The sequence below is a fragment of the Deefgea piscis genome (genome assembly GCF_019665785.1).
Classification (GTDB): domain Bacteria; phylum Pseudomonadota; class Gammaproteobacteria; order Burkholderiales; family Chitinibacteraceae; genus Deefgea.
In genome coordinates this window covers 2,334,502-2,355,310 of sequence record NZ_CP081149.1, presented here as the reverse complement: position 1 = coordinate 2,355,310, position 20,809 = coordinate 2,334,502, and the positions used below count along the sequence as shown (strand labels likewise).

General features: G+C 41.2%; 17 protein-coding genes. All 17 read left to right on the top strand.

The window, feature by feature from the left end; all coding sequences use genetic code 11:
* The first annotated feature begins 65 nt into the window (after positions 1 to 65).
* The 17 genes from K4H25_RS10835 (at position 66) to K4H25_RS10755 (ending at position 20,733) form a co-directional block, all read left to right on the top strand.
* Positions 66 to 1,502 (top strand): class I adenylate-forming enzyme family protein, encoded by a 1,437-nt coding sequence (locus K4H25_RS10835; protein ID WP_221020524.1) that lies wholly within the window; start codon positions 66 to 68, stop codon positions 1,500 to 1,502.
* Positions 1,480 to 2,862 carry an aldehyde dehydrogenase family protein gene (locus K4H25_RS10830; protein ID WP_221020523.1) on the top strand — a complete coding sequence of 461 codons (1,383 nt, stop codon included), beginning with the start codon at positions 1,480 to 1,482 and terminating at the stop codon, positions 2,860 to 2,862. The genes K4H25_RS10835 and K4H25_RS10830 overlap by 23 nt, the downstream gene beginning before the upstream one ends.
* Positions 2,863 to 3,055: 193 nt before the next feature.
* Positions 3,056 to 4,168 (top strand): radical SAM protein, encoded by a 1,113-nt coding sequence (locus K4H25_RS10825; protein WP_221020522.1) that lies wholly within the window; start codon positions 3,056 to 3,058, stop codon positions 4,166 to 4,168.
* Between the two features lie 11 nt (positions 4,169 to 4,179).
* Positions 4,180 to 4,668: an acyltransferase gene (locus tag K4H25_RS10820; RefSeq protein WP_221020521.1), complete on the top strand. Its 489-nt coding sequence runs from the start codon at positions 4,180 to 4,182 to the stop codon at positions 4,666 to 4,668.
* A gap of 10 nt (positions 4,669 to 4,678) precedes the next feature.
* Positions 4,679 to 4,900, top strand: a complete 222-nt coding sequence (locus K4H25_RS10815; RefSeq protein WP_221020520.1) for a hypothetical protein — start codon at positions 4,679 to 4,681, stop codon at positions 4,898 to 4,900.
* Between the two features lie 259 nt (positions 4,901 to 5,159).
* Positions 5,160 to 6,185 carry a class I SAM-dependent methyltransferase gene (locus K4H25_RS10810; RefSeq protein WP_221020519.1) on the top strand — a complete coding sequence of 342 codons (1,026 nt, stop codon included), beginning with the start codon at positions 5,160 to 5,162 and terminating at the stop codon, positions 6,183 to 6,185.
* Positions 6,182 to 7,324 carry a dTDP-4-amino-4,6-dideoxygalactose transaminase gene (gene rffA, locus K4H25_RS10805; protein ID WP_255587544.1) on the top strand — a complete coding sequence of 381 codons (1,143 nt, stop codon included), beginning with the start codon at positions 6,182 to 6,184 and terminating at the stop codon, positions 7,322 to 7,324. Before K4H25_RS10810 ends, rffA begins: the two co-directional genes overlap by 4 nt.
* A 283-nt stretch (positions 7,325 to 7,607) precedes the next feature.
* On the top strand, positions 7,608 to 12,482 hold the full coding sequence (locus K4H25_RS10800) for a rhamnan synthesis F family protein (RefSeq protein ID WP_221020518.1): 4,875 nt from the start codon (positions 7,608 to 7,610) through the stop codon (positions 12,480 to 12,482).
* A gap of 146 nt (positions 12,483 to 12,628) precedes the next feature.
* The gene (locus K4H25_RS10795; RefSeq protein ID WP_221020517.1) at positions 12,629 to 14,254 is read left to right on the top strand and encodes a flagellin N-terminal helical domain-containing protein; all 1,626 of its coding nucleotides are present in this window, start codon (positions 12,629 to 12,631) and stop codon (positions 14,252 to 14,254) included.
* Between the two features lie 88 nt (positions 14,255 to 14,342).
* Positions 14,343 to 14,717, top strand: coding sequence for a flagellar protein FlaG (locus tag K4H25_RS10790; RefSeq protein ID WP_221020516.1), 375 nt, complete (start codon positions 14,343 to 14,345; stop codon positions 14,715 to 14,717).
* Positions 14,718 to 14,750: 33 nt separating this feature from the next.
* A complete protein-coding gene (gene fliD / locus K4H25_RS10785; protein ID WP_221020515.1) occupies positions 14,751 to 17,018 on the top strand; it encodes a flagellar filament capping protein FliD in 2,268 nt (755 codons plus the stop codon).
* 34 nt (positions 17,019 to 17,052) lie between these two features.
* Positions 17,053 to 17,508 carry a flagellar export chaperone FliS gene (gene fliS, locus K4H25_RS10780; RefSeq protein WP_221020514.1) on the top strand — a complete coding sequence of 152 codons (456 nt, stop codon included), beginning with the start codon at positions 17,053 to 17,055 and terminating at the stop codon, positions 17,506 to 17,508.
* Positions 17,495 to 17,815 (top strand): flagellar protein FliT, encoded by a 321-nt coding sequence (fliT, locus tag K4H25_RS10775; RefSeq protein ID WP_221020513.1) that lies wholly within the window; start codon positions 17,495 to 17,497, stop codon positions 17,813 to 17,815. The genes fliS and fliT overlap by 14 nt, the downstream gene beginning before the upstream one ends.
* An 18-nt stretch (positions 17,816 to 17,833) precedes the next feature.
* Positions 17,834 to 18,220 (top strand): DUF2802 domain-containing protein, encoded by a 387-nt coding sequence (locus tag K4H25_RS10770; RefSeq protein WP_221020512.1) that lies wholly within the window; start codon positions 17,834 to 17,836, stop codon positions 18,218 to 18,220.
* A complete protein-coding gene (gene fliK, locus K4H25_RS10765; protein WP_221020511.1) occupies positions 18,220 to 19,257 on the top strand; it encodes a flagellar hook-length control protein FliK in 1,038 nt (345 codons plus the stop codon). The genes K4H25_RS10770 and fliK overlap by 1 nt, the downstream gene beginning before the upstream one ends.
* Positions 19,247 to 19,597 (top strand): EscU/YscU/HrcU family type III secretion system export apparatus switch protein, encoded by a 351-nt coding sequence (locus K4H25_RS10760; RefSeq protein ID WP_221020510.1) that lies wholly within the window; start codon positions 19,247 to 19,249, stop codon positions 19,595 to 19,597. The genes fliK and K4H25_RS10760 overlap by 11 nt, the downstream gene beginning before the upstream one ends.
* Positions 19,594 to 20,733, top strand: a complete 1,140-nt coding sequence (locus K4H25_RS10755) for an MFS transporter (RefSeq protein WP_221020509.1) — start codon at positions 19,594 to 19,596, stop codon at positions 20,731 to 20,733. Before K4H25_RS10760 ends, K4H25_RS10755 begins: the two co-directional genes overlap by 4 nt.
* The last annotated feature ends 76 nt before the right edge of the window (positions 20,734 to 20,809 follow it).

Below are 20,809 nucleotides of genomic sequence, written 5' to 3'. Positions count from 1 at the left end.
TGGGGTTATTTTCTCAACTGAGGTTAAGCTCTAGGTTGACTCTGCGTTTTTTGAATGATGAGGCCATGATGAAGAATAGGTACGATTTCTTTTCAGAAATAATTGAAAACAATAAAGATCAACAATTTATTCAAATTGATGCGTCTAAATTTATTACTTATAGTGAATTCTTAGATCGTGCAATTCGATTGTTGAATTATCTTGTAAAGCAAGGTGTTCGCTACGGTGATCGTGTCGTAGTTTGTCTTGAAAATAGGCATGAATATTTGGAGCTTATAATGGCTCTGGGTTTGGGGGGGGTAGTAATTTGCCCTGTGGATCCTAGTGTTAATATTGGGCAATTAGATAAGATTAAATTTTTGACTAAGGCAACGATGGTCATTAATTCATATGATCAGCTAGCTTATTCATTTGATTCAACAGTCCCAGGTTGTGTGTATCAAGGTGGAGTGGCTGACCCATTTTTAATTGTTTTTTCATCAGGAACAACAGGTGCTCCAAAGGGAGTCGTGCAAACATTGGAGAATTTTTTTGGCTCAGCAATCGCTTTTGCTAAATGCGCTGATTTTTTGCCAGGGAAACTAACGTTACACAATTGGCCGATGTTTTATAATGCGGGTTTGTTTAATTTATTTGCTTGCCCATTAGTTAGTGGGGGGCGAATAAAAATTGGAACTCGGTTCTCAGCAAAGAGTATTGAAAATTTTTGGAATGATGTTATTAATTTTAAACCTGATTATATTTATCTATCGCCAACAATGGCATCGTCACTAACAAAGACATTTAACTTTTTCAAATTTGATGCTGACTTATTAAAAGAAGTCAAGGTTATATCTACTGGTTCAATTTTATATCCTTCAATTAAAAATGAGTTTTTAAAAAAATTTGGAGCATCACTTCTTCCTTGTTTTGGAGTTACAGAGTTAGGCGGGTCATTTACAATTGGTTCCTCTGAGTCTACATCTTTTTCTGTTGGTACAGTGGTTGATGCTGTCACTGTGAAGGTTTGTTCCATATCTGATTCTGAGCTTTTAGTTAGTTCCCCTTATATGGCATTAGGTTATTTGAATGATTGTGGCGGATTGGATCTGTTTGATCGTTCCGTGCCATTTCATACCGGGGATTTGGCGCGCTTAGAAAATGGTGAGTTATTTATCTCAGGAAGAAAAAAGGATTCTATAAAAAAAGGTGGAGAACTGATCAACCTTTCAGAAATTGAAGATCTTATCCTTTCTGAAAATCTGTGTGATGAATGCCTTGCAGTGGGGCGTTTAGATGTTTTTTGGGGTGAAGTTTACGATGTATTCTTTATACCAAAGCAGAATTTGCGGAGTAATGAAGTTAAAGATGCACTAATTCGCTTATTGAATTGCAATTTATCGCAAATACAGCGCCCTTCATTAATCTCGGAAGTTGCCGATATACCAAAAACATCATCAGGAAAACCGATCAAAAGGCTTATTAGCTATGAAAATATCGATGCCGATCAATTTAGAAACTGAAGTGTCGCAACTAAAGAATTCGAGCCCTAGCGTAGTGGAGTCAGGGGGGCTTTGCACGAATCCGACATTAGTTGCGAAAGCTTGTCGTCAAGCTAAAGAAGCTTTTTATAGTTGCGGGCGCTCTTCAACCGCCACGGAGCGTTCTGAAGCTTTGTATGGTGTGGCTCGTTTAATTCGAGAAAATAAGCAAGAATTTGCACGGTGTGAAGCCGCTGATACAGGTAAATTAATTGAAACGGCCCTTCTGGAGGTCGAAGGAGCCATTGCATTGTGGGAATATGCTGCAGCATTAGCGCGAAGCTCTAGCAGTCATGCATTTTCATCTTCGATGAGGCAAGGGCTTGCCGTGACTTATTCAGAGCCTGTCGGTGTGGTTGGGCTTATTGTGCCATGGAATTATCCGCTGGTTACTACTTCAGAGCGTATGCCTTTTGCACTTGGGGCGGGTTGTGCTGTTGTATTAAAACCTAGTGAGGTTGCAGTTGGAGCTTTGCCTTTATTAATTCAAATAATTGTAGATAGTCACTTATTTCCCTCTCATATGGTGCAGGTTGTATATGGCGCAGGTGAGAGTGTTGGAAGTCAATTATGTATTAACTCAGATGTGAATATGATTGCGTTTGTTGGCTCAACTAAAGTTGGTCGTTTAATCGAATCTGCAGCAACCCTAACAGGTAAGCGTGTATCTGCTGAAATGGGGGGAAATAATTTTGTTGCAATTTATGCGGATGCTGATTTCGAGGCCGCTGCTCACGCTGTTATTGTTGGAGGTTTTCGAAATGCAGGGCAGGCTTGTATTGCAGGCACCCATGTTATGGTTGATCCAAAAATTGCAAAGGAGTTTGCGAGTGCCTTGCAGAGACAGTTTGACTTAATTTATGGGTCGTCCGATGAGAATATTCAATCCACAATTAGTTTGAAACATCAAGCTAGTGTTGTTGATGTAATTGAAGCTGCATTGGAAGAAGGTTTAGGGTTTTTGCCTGGGTGTTGTTTGAAAGTGGCGGGAAATAAATTAATACCAATTATTTTTGATGATGTTCCTCTGTCATCAATACTTTTTAAAAATGAAATATTTGGTCCGATTATTACGGTTTCCTATATAAATCAAAATGATTTTATTGATATAGTCAATAGCTCGGATTATGGATTGGCTGCATATGTATGGACTACCTCAGTAACGAATGCATTACACGTTACTAAACAATTGCGTGTAGGCCGAATTTGGGTAAATGCCCCTCCAGATTATTGGTTGCCTGAACTGCCTGTCGGGGGCTTTGGGGCTTCTGGTTATGGACGTGAGTCTGGTCCAAATGGGTTGGATACATATTGCCTAACAAAGTCAGTAATTATTTATTAAGATTAAATTGTATTTAATAAATAAAATATCACTTACTAAGTGTATGCGCTATTGGTTTATTGAGTGCTATATACCCTAGGTTTATATAAATTAATTATTTAGCTAAGAAACATACAATCTTAACTTGACTTGGTAGGTCCCTTATGTATGAGATTTTGTTTTTGACGTATTGTTTTTTAAAAGGGAAGCTTTAATGTCTCATTTGTCACGACCGCTTTCTCTAGTTGAGAAACTTAAGCAGAATACTGTTCAAGAATTTATTAATAAATTCTTATGGAGTAAAAGTAATAATGCACCTTTAGTGGTCGAGCTTGATCCAACAACGGCTTGTAATTTGGCTTGCCATGACTGCATCAGCGCCAATTTGCTCAATCAGGGCGGAATTGATAATGATCGTCTTTTACTTTTAGCACAAGAATTTGCAGATCATGGTGTTAGGGCTGTCGTGCTGATTGGAGGGGGCGAACCCATGGCCCACCCTAAATTTGGTGATCTAGTTCGATCGTTGCATGCTTGTGGTATTAAGGTGGGAGTTACAACCAATGGGACACTGATTGGTCGATATTTAACAGAATGTGCTGAAATGACAAATTGGCTTCGAGTTTCTGTTGATGCTGGAAGTGAAGAGGTTTTTGCAGATTTTCGACCGCATGCTAGTGGTAAATCTCAATTTAATTTAGTTATTGAGAATATGAAAGAACTGATCAATAAGAAAACTGGATTGGTTGGTTATTCATTTTTGTTGTTATCAAAACGAGATAAAGATGGTAGCTTGCTTCGTACAAATGCCATTGATATTGAAAAGGCCGCACGTTTAGCAAAAACAATAGGTTGTGATTATTTTGAATTAAAACCAGCTTTCGATATGATGCATTTTTTACAACGACAAGAATCAGCTGTCGTTGACTTAGTTAATAGAAATTTGAAAGCTATTCATGACTTGGCAGATGAGAATTTTAAAATTATTGCCCCACTAACTTTGGAAGATGCATTGAACGGTATTGGTACTCAGATTAAGTCTTACAATCGCTGTTTAACGGCAGAGCTAAGAACTGTTATAACTCCAAGTGGTGCTTATGTTTGTCCTTATCATCGAGGTAATTTAAATATGCGCATTGGTGATATTGCTAAAATATCACTTGAAGAGTTATGGAAAGGAGAACGGCGAAGTAAAGTGATGGAGCGTGTGGATCCATCTAAGCATTGTACATTTCATTGCATCAGACATGAGTCAAATTTATTGCTCGAAAGTATGGCCTCGGGTGAGGTGGTAGATGTTGTTTCTGATTTTGATTTATTTATATAGTGAGAAAATAAATGAAATATCTCAACTATGATGAATTGATCGAAATAGGATTTTCTTCTGTCGGTGTTGATACTAAAATTTCTCGTAGAGCTATATTTTACGATATATCAGGTAGTATTGGCGATAATGTTCGTATTGATGATTTTTCTATCCTAACAGGTTGGGTGGTGATTGGTAATGATGCGCATATTTCACCATTTTGTTTTTTGGGGGGGACAGGAGGGCGTATTACATTAGGTGTAGGTGTGGGCCTTTCAACGCATGTTAGTATTTTTACAAAAAGTGATGATTACCAAGAAAGATCAACAGGCCTACGAGGTAAGGTGAGTGGTGATGTTTTTGTGGGTGATTATTCTATTTTTGGAGCGCAGTGTGTATTGCTCCCAGGTGCTGAAATTGGTAAACATTGTTCAATTGGTGTTGGCTGTGTTGTGCATAATAAATTACTAGATTCAGGACGCTATATTAGTGTAGGAATTAAGTCTGTCATGTTGCCATGAGGAGTGAAATATGGAAGATGTAAAGAGTTGGCTTTTGCGTATTTTACAAGATAATGGATATTCTGAAATAATACGAGATCAGCCATTATTTGAACAGATTGATTCATTTATGGTAGTTGAGATTATTTTGGTATGTGAGGAAAAGTATTGTTTTTCTGGTGGGATAAATAACGATGGTTTTTCGAAATATACTTTTGATGAAATTGTTGAGTTAATTTTGAAAAGCAACTAAAAGATAGTTAGGTGGTTAGTGTTTTTTTAGGGTTTAATTGACTGTTTTCATGGTAGTAAGAATTGGTTTTTGGTTTTATTAGTTTATAGTGGTTTAACTTTTTTTGAAGGCAAGTAATTTATTGCACAATAATTTACTTCATTTTATTAAATGTTTTGATTGAAGCTACATGGGTCGTGTGTAGTGATTGCATCTGAAATATCTAATTTATGTTGTGGAAAATATTTCGAAATTGATTCGTTTTCTTTGAGAGGTAGGTGTGTCGTTAAATAAAAACTTGTTTGATGCAGCACTACACCCTGGTATCCGTGCATTAATAGCTTCGTCTAATCAATATCTCAGACAGACTGAAAGTGTTACATTTAATAGCTTATTAGATTCTAGTGGACAGTTTCTTGAGGGTGTTAGTTTTTTACGTAATTGCCCGCTGTGCAATAAATCACATTATGAAGGCTCTCTAGAAATAAGTGCGCATGGAATGCAATTGCTTCGTTGCCCTCAATGTCAATTGATCTATAGTCGTGAAGTAATTAACAAAAAAATTGAGCTTGAACGATATGTAGCCAGTTCTACGTCTGATGCTAATTTAGCATTAAAGATTAATTCTGCTTATGCAACGCTGGAACAAAAAAAGTCTAATTATGTTATTGCTCGATTGGTAGAGTATGCAGGTAATAAAGGTAGGTTGCTTGATATTGGCTCATCGACAGGATCTTTACTATTAGCGGCTGAAGCTAATGGGTGGGGGGCGTGCGGTATTGAAATTAATGTCGAAGCTGTAAATATTAGCAAAAAAAATGGACTCAGTGTTATTTGCGATGAGTTTCCATGTCAATTTCCTGAGGATTGGCGCGATTTTAATGCTGTTTCTTTATTTGATGTGTTAGAGCATATTGTGGAGCCATTAGATTTTCTAGCTGAATTATCAATGCATGTGCCGCCCGGAGGGTGGTTGATGATACAAGTGCCAAATTATCGAAGTTTGTTACTGACAATTGAAGGGGCTAAAAATAATAACATTTGCCACGGGCATTGGAGTTATTTTGAGGAAGAAACCTTGCTTAAACTAATGCAGAAGGCTGGTTATGAAGTGAAATTTTTTGAAACTTATATTACTGAGTTAGATCGTGTATTTATGCATTCTGATCAGGATATTAGTTCTGCTTGGTTCACTTTAACGGGGGAATGTTTAACACAACCACGAAACTTAACGGTAGATCAATTGCATGAATATCTATTGGGCTACAAGTTATTTGGCCTGTTTCAGAAGGTGTCATCAGTATGAGTAAAATTCCTTTCGGCAAGCCATTTATTGTTGGTAAAGAGTTATTTTATATTGCGCAAGCAGTAATTAATGGTTCTATTTCTGGTGATGGCTTATTTACAAGGCGATGTCAGGAATGGCTTGAGACAGAATTGCATTGTAAAAAAGTGCTGTTAACTCAGTCTTGTACTGCTGCTTTGGAAATGACGGCTATTCTTGCAAACATAGGTCCTGGCGATGAAGTTATTATGCCTTCATTTACTTTCGTTTCAACTGCGAACGCATTTGTATTAAGGGGTGGTGTCCCGGTTTTTGTTGATATACGCCAAGACACTTTAAATATCGATGAGCGGCTTGTTGAGTCGGCAATTACTGAGCGTACTAAGGCTATTGTTGTAGTGCACTATGCTGGCCAGCCTTGTGAGATGAGCGTATTTGAATCTATTTGTAGAAAGTATAATTTATTTTTGGTGGAAGATGCCGCTCAAGCTATTTTGGCATCTGATGGAAGCAGGGCTCTGGGAACAATTGGTGATATGGGTTGTGTTAGTTTTCATGAGACTAAGAATATTATTAGTGGTGAAGGTGGGGCTTTGCTGATTAATAATCCTGAGTTGATTGAACGTGCAGAAATAATTTGGCATAAAGGAACAAATCGTAAAGCTTTTTATCAGGGTCAAGTAGATAAGTATACTTGGGTTGATATAGGTTCCTCATTCTTGCCTAGTGAATTAACGGCAGCATTTTTATTTGCTCAGTTAGAGCAGGCAAAAAGGATCAATTCTAATCGTAGATCTTTGTTTGAAAAATACCTTAACATTCTGCAGCCTTTAGCAAACGAAGGTTTTTTTTCATTGCCTTATACGCGCGAAGGACTTCTTTCGAATGGTCATGTTTTCTATATAATTTGTAAAAATGATATTGAACGTCAAAATTTGATATCCTATCTTGCAGAGCAAGGAATTAATGCGGTATTTCATTATGTACCTCTCCATAATTCACCTGCCGGCATGCGCTTTGGTCGAACGGCAGGTGAATTAAATGTCACTGAGGATATATCCAGACGACTGCTTAGGTTACCAATGTTTAGTGAGATGAGTCATGTTCAAGTTAGGTATATTTGTCAACATTTAGCCTTGTTTTATCATGCAAAAAATTGAATTTATGTGCTGGGTTTTTTAATATTTTCGCTATTTGTTGTTCTGTGTGTGTCGTATTTGTTAGGTAGTTATTATGAAGATTTTTAAATGACTGTAAGTTAAGTGTTTCGGCTCTATATGGTTAGAAGGTGTAAAAATTACAGTCAATTTTATCGTTGGTTTGTAGTGTAATGTTTTAAATCGAGTGGGATGACTGAGGTTAATTTATTTTTTTCATTGTTTAATCTTTTTCCGAATTAGGAATTTAGCATGCGCACGTGTTTTTTATTATGGCAGAGCAATTATGTCTTTTGAGCTTAATGTTTCAACTAATTTGATTCGGTTTAACGATGGAATTGCAGAGATAAAGAAATTATTAAATGATAAAAATAATGAGCTTGCACTGCGTCAAGCACAAGGACTCGCAGCATTTGCTTGGCATAATAGTACGGGAGTATTTTCTTCGCCGGAATTGGAGGAGTTAATAGCTCGTGCTTCTGCGTGCTTACCTGCTTGTTCGATTAAGTTGCAAGAAATAAACAAGCAAGGAGGGCGTCATGTAGTAATGCTAATGAGTAGCTTATCAGCGAGTGGAGGGCATAGTAGAATTGCTTGGCGTTGGATGGAATTAGATTGTCATTCGCAGTACACATTGGTCTTGACAAATCAAATTGAATGTTTGCCAATTCAATTAAAGAAACTTATTGATCAAAGACGTTTAAAAGTTGAAATTTTAAATGAGTCAACATTATTGGAGCGCGCAATTAAATTGCGTTCGTTGTTTCGTTTGGCTGATTTTATTGTATTATTGATTCATCCATATGAAGTTTTAGCGAATGCTGCACTCGCTGGAATGGAGTCTCCACCTCCTGTTTTGTTTCAAGATCATGCATCGCATGCATTTTCTTTGGGTGTAACTGTATCTAATGTTGTCCTCAGTATGTCAGGGGCTTTATTGCAAAGTCGTAAAGGTATTTCTCCCGAACATATTAAGTGGCTTCCATTGCCGCTTGATTTTAATCGATTGAATTCGATAGTTGAATTTGATATTCGAAAGCAGTACGGCATATCAAATGATGATTTCTTATTAATGTCCTGCGGTTCACCATATAAATATTTATCTATTGACGGTGTAAGTTTGGCTGACATAGTATCTCCGATTTTAGAGAAAAATAAACACGTCCATTTAATGGTGGTCGGTCCGGATTATACTAATCCATGGGATGAATTGCGTGTAAAATTTCCTGAGAGATTGCATTGCGTAGGACATTTGTACGAAGAAGCACTGGTTGCCGCTTATTCTGCTTGCGACATTTATCTTGACTCTACTCCATTTACTTCCCCTACTGCTCTATTCGAAGCAGCTGCAATGACAAAGCCAGTGGTTAGATTTGCTCCTGTGGAATGGAGAAAGTGCGAATTTTCTTTAGATATTGAATCAACAATGCCAACTTCACTTTATGTTTGGTCTGACAAAATATCGTATTGCAAAGACGTGCAGCGCCTTATTGATGATAAAGAATTTAGGGCTTGGCGTGGTAAATTAGGTTATACATCAACGCGATTATTTCATGCAGATGAAACTTTTAGTTATGCACTTGATGCTGCTTATGAGCAAGCTTCGTATTTAGAAAGAATTACAATTGATCCGTATGTTTCAGCTGCGCGCTATACCCTGATTGATAATTTATTGCAACAATTAGGGGGGAATATGTCTCGCCAGTGTGAGTTGGATCAAACTTTAAATTCAAATAAATTGGAGGGGCAGCCTAGTATAGCTGTTGTCTTGCATTTATATTATTTGGATCAATGGAAAGACATTGTAGTTTCACTTGAAAATATTCCAGTCGATTTTGATTTGATTGTGACAACAACACCTGAAAATCAAGGACGAGTCGGAGACTTGCTCACTCATGCATATCCTGCGGCTAAATTATACATCACAGAAAATCGTGGCAGAGATATCGGGCCTCTAATCACCCTATTGCAGTATGAAAATCTGAGTAAGTATGATTTTGTTTGTAAATTACACACTAAAAAATCATTGCATTTAGATCCTGAATTTGTACAAAAATGGCGTAATGAAGTACTGAATTCTTTGCTGCCGTCTCCGGACGGTGTCAAAGCCATTCTTGATTTATTTAATGCACGTCCAGAGGTGGGCATTATTGCCGGCGCTGGAGGATTGTTGCACGCGCATTATTCACCAGGTGGCAATATTAATTTGTTGCGTGAATTAGCCGCACGCTTGGGTTTTAATTTGGATGAAATGGCCTATGAGTTCCCTGGTGCCTCGATGTTTTGGTGTCGCGGGCGAGTATTTGATTCATTACGTTCGCTAAATATTACGGTAGATGATTTTGAGCCTGAGTTGGGCCAAACCAATGGCACGCTTGCACATGCGATCGAACGCTTATTTCCTTTAATTGCTTATCATCAAGGTCTATTAACGGTTGACGCTGGTTATCAGGGTAATGTACCTAATCCACGATTCCCTAATAGCAGTGAAGAATATTTGGATTGGCTAAATCAGCAAAAACTCAGTGAGTCAGAGGCTAAGCATTTTGATATTCATGCTGAATCAACTGTAATGCCAAAAGTAACAATTTGCATTATTGATCGTTTTGGTGATAAAAATTTAGTTATTAAAACGATTAAGAGTATCTCTCAGCAACTCTATTCTAATTTGAATGTAATGATTTGCTCTGCAGCTGAAAATCCTATGCCAGGTGGAGGGTTAGATTGGATTAAAACGAATCAAGATTTTTACTCTACATGTTTAAATTTTAATCATGATTGTGATTGGTTGGGTTTTTTAGAAGCTGGTGATGAATTGACGCTGTCTGGTTTGTTGCTCGCGATGCATCAAATCGTTGATAAAGAAGAATGGAAGTCGGTATATTTTGATGATGACATCATTAATCTAGATGGTCGACCAGCTTGCCCAAGATTTAAACCCTACTTTGATATCAATTTAATTCGCAGCATGCCTTATGCTGATGGATTTTTACTTTTAAGACATGATCAGCTAGAGCTACTTCAGTCAATAAAAACCGATTTTTTTGGTTGTGAACAAATTGCAGTTTTATTGTCTATTTATGAATGTTATGGCGCACAGTCGATTGGGCATGTATCTGAACTTGTTGCTCATTTAAATATTAATGATGCCCGCGTCTTATCTAATTTGACGCGTTATCAAGCATTTGTCGGCTTGATTTATGAGCATTTTGATCGATTAGGTATTGTTGCTGAAATTTTAGATAATCAGCGTGTTGAAGGCGCTGTACGTATTCAATATGCCATATCAGATTCTCCTTTGGTAAGTATTATTATTCCAACAAAGAATCAATTGCCAATGTTGCAACGGTGTCTTGAATCTATATTAGAAAAGACCAGTTATCAAACGTATGAAATTATTGTGGTTGATAATCAAAGTGATGATCCGCGGGTCGCACCTTATTTGCAGCAGCTTGAATCAATATTAGCTGGGAAACTTCGCGTTTTATCGTATCCGCATGCATTTAATTTTTCTGCGATAAATAATTTTGCGGTCAGTCAAGCACGTGGTGAGTATTTGGTGTTGTTAAATAATGATACGGCGATGATTCAAAGTTCATGGCTCGATGAATTATTGCATCATGCGGCGCGCCCTGACGTTGGTGTTGTTGGTGCGAAATTATTATATCCAAGCGGACTTGTACAGCACGCAGGTGTGGTATTGGGTTTGCGTGGTCCTGCTGATCACCCATGCATTGGGGCTGCGCACGAAAGCTCTGGCTATATGCATCGTTTGCAATTGGAGCAGAATTATTCTGCAGTGACTGCTGCGTGTTTAATGATTCGCCGATCAGTTTATCAGCAGGTTGGTGGCATGAATGAAGTAGATTTTAAGGTTTCGTATAACGATGTCGATTTGTGTTTGAAAGTCGGTGAGTTGGGTCTGTTGGTAGTTTGGACGCCATTTTCGGTCGTGTTGCATGAAGGAAGTGTTAGTCAGAATACGGTTGATGTAGCCAAGCAAACGGAAAAATTGCGCCGTTTCCAATCCGAGCAGCAAGCAATGTATGCCAAATGGTCGACTAAAATTGGTAATGATCCGGCATATAACAAAAATTTAACATTAAGTGGTAATGGTTTTGAGTTAGAACATCGCGCTTTATTAAGCTGGAATCCATTAACATGGCATCCTGCGCCAAAAATATTATGTCATCCTGCTGATCAAATGGGATGTGGAAATTATCGATTGATTCAGCCGTTTTTGGCGCTTGAACAAGAGTTGAAAATCACCGGTTCATTAACGTTTGAGTTATTACCACCGTTTGAATTGGCGAAATACAATCCTGACGTCATGATTTTTCAAAGGCAAATTACAGAGCAGCAGCTTGAGTTTATGCGACAAGCTAGATCATGTAATTCGTCATTTAAAATTTATGAATTAGATGATTATTTGCCTAATTTGCCATTAAAAAGTGCGCATCGTGATCAAATGCCGAAAGACGTATTGAAGTCGCTACGTAAAGCATTAACCATGGTGGATCGATTTGTTGTGTCAACGGATGAATTGGCGAATGCTTATTCAGGTTTGCATTCAAATATTCATGTCGTCAATAACTATTTGTCACCGAGTGTTTGGGGGGGGGTATCGTCCGCAAGACGGCAATCTAAAAAGCCTAGAGTAGGATGGGCCGGGGGGGTAAGTCATACCGGTGATTTGGAGTTGATTGCGGACGTGGTGAAAGAATTGGCCGGTGAAGTGGAATGGGTGTTTTTTGGTATGTGCCCAGATAAGCTCAGGCCATATGTGCATGAATTTCATGCTGGCGTGCCGATTAATGAATATCCAACAAAATTGGCTAGTTTAAATCTTGATGTGGCTCTGGCTCCGCTCGAGCATAATTTGTTTAATCGTTGTAAGAGTAATCTTCGTTTACTTGAGTATGGTGTTTGTGGCTACCCAGTGATTTGTACTGATATTGAGCCGTATGCGCAGCATTTACCGGTAACACGGGTTAAAAATAGGCATAAAGATTGGGTTGATGCCATTCGTGCACATACGGCGGATTTAGATCATGCGGCCAGAATGGGGGATGAGTTAAAGTTTGCAGTAAACAAAGACTGGATGTTGCGTGAGCACAATCTGGATTTGTGGTTGGCGGCTTGGAGCGGGGCGAAATCGTAAGTGTTTTAAATCGAAGGTATGCAATTTGAATTTTTGACTAAAGTTATGCATTGCTTAACCGATAACTAGTGCAAGGGAGCTTTTGAAGCTGACCCGAAACTAATTAGGTAGTAATAAAACAAGTTAGGCGCGCAAGGAGATTTATCATGCAAGTCATTAATACCAACGTACCTTCGCTAACGGCCCAGAATAACTTAGCAAAGTCGTCATCAAGCCTGAATACCTCTTTGGAGCGTCTTTCTTCGGGTTTACGCATTAACAGTGCAAAAGATGATGCTGCCGGTTTAGCGATTTCAGAGCGCTTCACATCGCAAATCCGCGGTATGGATCAAGCGAAGCGTAATGCCAACGATGGCGTTTCATTAGCGCAAACGGGTGAGGGCGCGCTATCGCAAATGGGTAATATTTTACAACGCGTTCGTGAGTTGGCCGTTCAGTCTGGTAATGCAACGAACTCAACTTCTGATCGCGCTGCATTGAATGCTGAGGTTTCGCAGTTAGTTTCTGAGTTGGATCGTTTTTCAACTTCGACGGAATTTAACGGTCAAAAATTGTTTGACGGTAGTTTTTCTGCATCGACTTTCCAAGTGGGCGCCAATGCCAATCAAACCATTACCGCGAATACTGCGAATTTGCGTACCAATCAATATGGTACTTACCAGATGGGTGTGGGTAATGGTACTGGAACGTTAGCCACGACCAATAGTGTGAGTGGTACGTCAATGGTTAGCGCAGGCGCAACGGGTACGGTTAACGTTGCCGGTGTGGCCGTGGCATCGGGCGGGGGGGCTTTTAGCATTAATGGCAGCTCAATTACCGTATCAGGTACTGATATGGCGAGCGATATTGCCAAAAAAATTAATGATGCAGGTACTGGCGTGACCGCGACAGCCCGAACTGAGGTGAATTTAGGTCTTGGCTCAGGCTCGTATAGCTTAACTGTCGCATCGAAAAGCAGTACGTTTGAAGCGATTTCATTTAACGTGACGGATTCCGATTCTGATGGTTCAGTAGAAGCAGAAGATTATGCGCAGGCTGTTGCAGCATTTAATGCCAAATCATCGAAAACAGGCGTGACTGCTCAGCTAGCTACGTATCAAGATTCTTCTAAAACAACAGTGTATGCATTGAAACTGGTGGCTGATGATGGCGCTAATATTTCAATGAATTCAGCAGGCGTTGCAAGTGGTTTTGGTGGCGCGGTTCAAGTCTATAACCGTGATAATGCCGCTTCGAGTGGTTCTACTCAGTTTGTTTCAAGTGGTTCGGTAGGGCTTTCTACGACAGGTCCAAGTACTGGTAGTGTGACTTTTGGTGGTCAAATTACACTCAACTCATCTAGCTCTTACTCAGTGTCAACCAGTGGTGCTTCGTTTAGCTCTGGTACTTTAGCGGTAGGTGGTAGCTCATCAACAGTGTCATTGGCTTCAGGCCAGGCTTATGCATCAACATTGAAAACGGTTGAAAAACTCGATATTTCTACAGTTGAAAACTCAGTTCAAGCGCTACGTGTTGTTGATGACGCTTTGGCTGCAGTGAATGACCAACGCGCTAAATTCGGTGCCTTGCAAAGCCGCTTCCAAGCTACGATTAATAATCTATCTACTACATCAGAGAATATGAGTGCAGCACGTAGTCGAATTCGAGATGCGGATTTTGCTTCAGAAACAGCCGCCTTAACTCGAGCACAAGTATTGCAACAAGCAGGTACTGCGATGTTGGGGCAAGCGAATGCACTGCCAAATCAAGTGCTTAGCTTGCTAAGGGGTTAATCGGTAATTAGATTGGCACAATGAAATATAAATTGTGTAGCCCCAGTGATTATTTGATTGCTGGGGCATTTCTACAGGAGTGATGATCATGCAAATTCAATCCAATTTAGCCGCTCAGTCCTTGATTGTACCGGCGATGAAAGTGGCCACCACAGATGCTGCTGTTGCTCAATCAGCTCAGCAAACCACAGTTTCAAATTCTGCAGCATCGACCACTGTCGGAGCTGCATCGCCATCTGATCCTCAGTTGTTGAATCAATCAGTTGAGAAACTCAATAATATGGTTCAGGGTTTAGCCAATGGTTTGCAGTTCTCGGTTGATGAAGAATCAAAAGTGCCGGTAGTTAAACTTGTCGATTTAGATACTAAAGAAGTCATTCGACAAATACCAACAGAAGAGGCAATATCTATTGCACAAGCTATTGATCGTTTTCAAGGGCTTTTAGTAAAAGAAAAAGCATAACAACGGTTGTTATTGGTCTAAAAGGGGATTGCCATGCCATCAATTACTTCGTCGGGATCGGGCTCAGGCATTGATATTAATGGTTTAATTAGCCAATTAATGACCGCGGAAAAAATGCCGCTGCAAGTCTTGGATAAAAAAGAATTAACATTTCAAGCTAAAATTACAGCGCTTGGTACTTTAAAAGGTGCCATGTCTACATTTCAGACCGCTGTCCGTGGTTTATCAGATGTTAATAAATTTAAAAGCACCAATGTCTCAATTGCCGATGCAACCATTGGTACTGCCAGCTCAAGTACTATTGCTCAAGCAGGCACTTCAACACTTGAAGTGAGTCAATTAGCTCAGAACCAAAAATTAACCACGGGTGTTTTTACGTCGGTAAATTCACCGGTTGGTACCGGCAAAATTACTTTGCAATTTGGGACTGTAGATTCAAAAGATACGCCATCAAATGCCGATGATACTTTTACCGTTAATTCCGCAAAAGCCTCGATTTCAATCAATATTACAGCGTCAAATAATTCGCTTGCCGGTGTAAGGGATGCCGTGAATGCAGCCAATGCTGGAGTAACGGCAAGTATTTTAAATGACGGCTCTGGAAATCGTTTGGTACTGACCAGCAAAGACTCGGGTGCCGCCAATTCAATGCGATTAGTAGTCGAGGATACTGACGGCAACCAAACAGACACTAATGGTTTATCGGCACTTAGCTATGATCCAACGGGCACACGAAATTTACTTGAAACGCAAACGGCAAAAGACGCCAAGCTAAAAATTGATGGGATTAGTGTATCTAAACCTTCAAACACAATTAATGATGCGATTCAAGGTGTTACGCTTAATTTATTGAAAGTCACAACTACGCCAACAACCATCACGATTGGCAATGATGCGAGTGGCATTAAAACGTCGGTACAAAGTTTTGTTAAAGCATTTAATGAACTCAATAAATCACTCAGTGATTTATCTAGCTACGACCCCAAAACGGGTAAGGCTGGCATTCTGAATGGGGAAACAGCTATTCGTTCTGTACAGCAAGAGCTACGTGCAGTATTGAATCGGCCCTTAGGTGCCGGTAGCTTTTTTCAATCTTTATCTGAAGTTGGGATTAGTTTAGATAAAGCCGGCGCAATGACTTTAAATGAAACCAAGCTTCAGCAAGCTATTGCATCCAATCCAGGTGCAGTTGCGAATTTATTTACCGTCAATGGCATATCGAGCGACCCGAATATAAAATATATTTCCTCAACCAATCAAACCGTTGCAGGAAAATATCCGATATCAATTACATCGCCAGCTACGCAAGCTAAATTTTCAGGAACTGCTTTACCCTTTATGAAGATCGATGGCGCCAATAAATCCGCGTCAATTAGTTTGGCCGGCGCTTCGTCGAGTATTTCGATGGTTGCTGGCAATTACACCTCACAGCAGTTAGCCGATCAAATTAAATCCAAAATTACGGCTAATACAAATTTATTCACAACAGGCGATACTGTGAGTGTGGACTATAACTCATCAACAAAATTATTTGATATCAAGCATGTACGTGCTGGAACAACTAGCTCAATGTCATTAAATATTGCCAATACAAGCCAGCCTTTAACCATTGACGCAAACAACGACTCGATCATGGTGGCGATTGATGATATTTCTAGCTCAAGTATAAAACTTAAGCAGGGGGCATATGCTAATCCTACCGATTTAGCCGCAGAATTACAGTCAAAAATCAATGGTGACGCCAGTTTAGTAAAATCAGGTAAATCAGTGATTGTTAACTTTAATGAGAAAACCAGTAGCTTTGAAATTTTATCTTCAAGCTATGGTTCTAAATCAAATGTGCAAATTAGCAGTGTAGGCACTTCTTCATTGGCAACATTGGGTATTAATATTGCCGGAATGGCTTCTGGCAGTGATGTAGTGGGTACCATTGGTGGTGAGGCTGCTACTGGAGATGGCCAGCTATTAACTGGTACAGGTAAAGCCAGTGGCATGGTAGTGAGTGCGAGCGCGAGTACGGCTGGTGATTTTGGATCAATTAGTTTTAGTCGTGGCTTTGCATTTAATTTAGATAAAGCACTGGACGCGATGCTATCGAATCAAGGCGCAATTGCAAGTCGTGTTACTGGCGTTAATAAATCAGTCGAGGGGATTGGTGAGCAACGTATTCGCCTGAATCGACAATATGAAATGACTGAAAAATTGTATCGTCAGCAATTTACTGCGATGGATATCGCAATTTCAAATATGAAAAATATAAGTAATAGTTTGACTTCACAATTGGCAAATTTACCAAAGTAAGATAGCGCAGTTTGAGGTTAAGATAATGAGTGTGATGAAAAAAGCAATCTCTGCATATGGACAGGCGAGTATCGATTTAGTTGTTGAGAGCGCTAGCCCACATCAGCTAATTGTTATGCTGTATGAAGGTGCAATTAAGTCTGTTGTTACTGCCCGTTTTCAAATGGAACAAGGCAAAATTGCTGAAAAAGGCGCTGCAATTTCAAAAGCAATCGCTATTCTTGATGATGGTTTGCGTTTGGCTTTAGATCATGAGCAAGGTGGAGAGTTGGTTGAAAATCTAGACCGGCTGTATGAGTATTTAAGTTTTCAGTTATTAACTGCAAATATTAATAATGATGTCAATGCATTGGTTCATGTGATCGAAATATTAACGCAGCTAAAAGAAGCTTGGCAGTCCATTGGACCTAATCAATTAAATGCGGGATTGGCTATTTCGCAAGAAAAAGGAGTGGCTGCTCGCGATGCTGCAAGCTATGGAAAAGCCTGATTTAGCGGTATATCAGCAGCTTTGGCAGCTTTCGAACGAGGTGATGCTTGCTGCTGAACAAGAGGACTGGGATAAATCATTGCTCATTCAGCAGCAATTGCATGATTTATATCAGAAATTGCCTGCCTTAGATTTGAATTTAATACCTGAAGAATCACGCGATGATTTGCTGGCTTTGTTGGGTCGAGTGAATGATAATTTATTGAAGCTCGATACTCTTTATGTTGAGCGCAGAGCATTTTTGGCTGATTTTTTACAAGGTGCAAGTAACTTACACAAAGTAAATAAAGCTTATTTTAGTGGGTGATAGAATAGGGGCGGCGTTATGTTGGTGATTACATGGCCTCAATTGTTATATGTTAGCTTAATTGTTGTATTGTTTTATATTGGTGAATTGGTTTTTTTCTTTTTTAAGCAGAAAAAAATCAACTCTAGTTTTTTGCTTAAAAATCAAAGTGCTGAAATTTTAGGGTTAAAACAAGAGCTTGAACTGATTAAAATTCGATTGGCGGCGTTTGCTGCGTCGCTACCTGCCGATACCCCGCTGACCAATGAAGAACCTCGTCATCTTGCGAGTGAATCCCCTTATGCGCACGCGATTCGTTTAGCGCAGACTGGGGCAGATGCGCCGGAAGTGGCGGCCGCTTGCGGGATATCTCGCGGCGAAGCTGATTTGATCGTGGCGATTTATCGTAGCGCGGAACGCAACTAATGCTACCGGGCAATATGGCCAGCACCTTGCTAACGCAATATTTGCGTGGTCAGCAAGGTGTTTTAGAGGCGGTCAAACTCTCTCCTGATGATATTCGCCTTACCGTTGGTGAGAAAGTTCAAGCGACGGTAACCAATCTGTTACCCAATGGCCGCTTTGCCGTACTGATTAAAGATCAGTTGCTCGATCTCAACCTACCTCGTAATACCCAGCCGGGTGAAACACTGGATTTAACGGTGTTGGCCAAAACGCCAACGCTCACCTTTAGTCTGGCTCAAGCTGAAGCCAAACCGACATTAGCGCCGCCGCCCAATGTGGCATTAAGTAAAGGTGCTGCGATGCTCAGCGCGGTGTTAAACGCGCCGACGGATGGCAAAACGGCGGTGCTACAACAGGCGCAGCCTTTGTTTGTGGGGGCACCTAATTCGGCGCAATTGGCGGGCCAATTGGCTGGTCGTTTAGCAGAAAGTGGTTTGTTTTATGAATCACATCAAGCCGAATGGGTGAGTGGGCAGCGGCCTTTACAAACCTTGCTCAAAGAGCCTCAAGCGCAATTTAATCTTGGTGCCGAACAAACTCCCAAGGGTGATCTGCCTTTAGCGCGTCAAACCACGGCCATGACGGCGGATGCCTTGTTGTTGCATAAAAAAAATGAGGATATGCCGCCCGAGCAAGCGATGCGGCAATTAGTTCGCCAGCAAATTGATTTACTTGAGCAGCGGCCTTTGATTTGGCAAGGGGCGGCGTGGCCCGATCAGCCTTTGCGTTGGGAATTAGAGTTAAAAAACGAGGGTGAGGCGCATAGCGAGCACAACCCTGCGCAGCAGCAATGGCAGACCAAACTGGATTTAACTTTGCCTAAGCTCGGTGAGTTGGGTGTTGTTGCTAGCTTGCAACACGGGCAGTTTCATTTGCGCTTTAACGCGCTGAACGCAGATACCGCAGATTTACTCAAGCAGCAGCAAGCTAGCTTGCTCGAGCGGTTTGCGGCGGCAGGGCTTAATGTCGTGCAATATCAGGTCAGCAATGAGCCATAAACCCTTATCACGCGCGGTTGCGCTGGCTTATCGAGAAGGCAGCAGTGCGCCGCGCGTGGTGGCTAAAGGGCAGGGTTTGCTGGCCGAACGTATTATCGAAAAAGCCAAAGAGGCCGGTATCTTTGTGCATGATTCGCCAGAAATGGTGTCTTTATTGATGCAAGTTGATTTAGACAGCCAGATTCCCGCGCAGCTGTATCGCGCTGTGGCAGAATTGCTGGCGTTTATTTATATGCTCGAGCGGGGTGACACCGTCACCGCGCCTGATTTTAGTCATTTATCTGCTTTAAGCGAGCCGCAGGCTGCGCCTTTAGTTATTGATCCGACGGACTCCTTGTGAATATTTCTTCAGTCTCTTTACGCCGCAGTCAGCTGGCGGTGGCTTCTTTATTTCTGGTGTTAGGTTTTAATTTTGGTACTTGGGCTTCGCGCATTCCTACCTTAAAAATGCAATTGGATTTAAGCGCCGCCGAGGTGGGGATTTTATTATTGGCCAGCGGTTTGGGCGCGGTGTTTTCTTTTCCAATTACCGCCACTTTGCTGCATAAACTCGGTTCGAGAAAACTCTGCCTGCTGGCTGGGGCGGCGATTCCATTGATTTTGATTGCCTTGTCTTTAGCGCCGACTTTTCCATTGGCAATGGCGGTCATGGCGCTGGAAGGTATCGCTGTGGCGTGCCTGAATGTCGCGATGAATTCGCAAGGGGTTGAGGTTGAGCTGGCGGGTAAGCAAGCGATTATGTCGCGTTTACATGCGGTATTTAGTTTGGGCGGTTTATTGGCGGCTTTGTTTGCTTCTGGGCTGACGCTGCTGACGGATTCTTTATGGGTTCATTTTGTTTCTGCCGCTGGTTTGTTGTGGCTTGGCGTGGCTTTTGCGCGTAAAGGCTTGTTGCCCGAGCAGATAAAAGACGCCGAGCAGTCCAATGGCAAACGCTTTGTGATGCCCAAAGGCGTGGCACTGTGGTTGGGGTTGATTGCGCTCTGCGGCACGGTGGTTGAAGGGTCGATGTCCGATTGGTCGGCTTTGTATTTAAAAGAAATGGCTGGCGCTTCGGCGCAGTTGGCCCCATTGGGGATTGCCTGTGTTTCCGGCACCATGCTAATTGCGCGTTGGATGGGTGATGGTTGGCGTACCCGCTGGGGCGCTGAGCGGATGTTAACGGGCGGAGGTCTGTTGGCTGGCGTGGGTTTGGCGCTGGCTTTAGTGGTTGGCGGCGTGGTACCGGCTTTAATCGGCTTTGCTTTGGTTGGGCTAGGCGTGGCGGCAGTTTCGCCGTGTGTGTATGCCGCAGCCGCCAAGCATGGCGCAGTGGCGTTAGCGGCAGTGACGACCATGGGCTCGATTGGGGCGCTGATGGGGCCACCATTAATTGGCTTTATTGCTCATGCCAGTAATTTGGCGTGGGGCATGGCGGTGATTGCGCTGGCGGCTATATTGATTGCTTGGTGCACTCGACGAGTTGATTGGCGCTGATGGGGGTGAACGGCGCAGCACACAACAGTGCTGCATCGTAGTGCTCAATACGCCTTCTGATGAGCAGCCAAGTCAA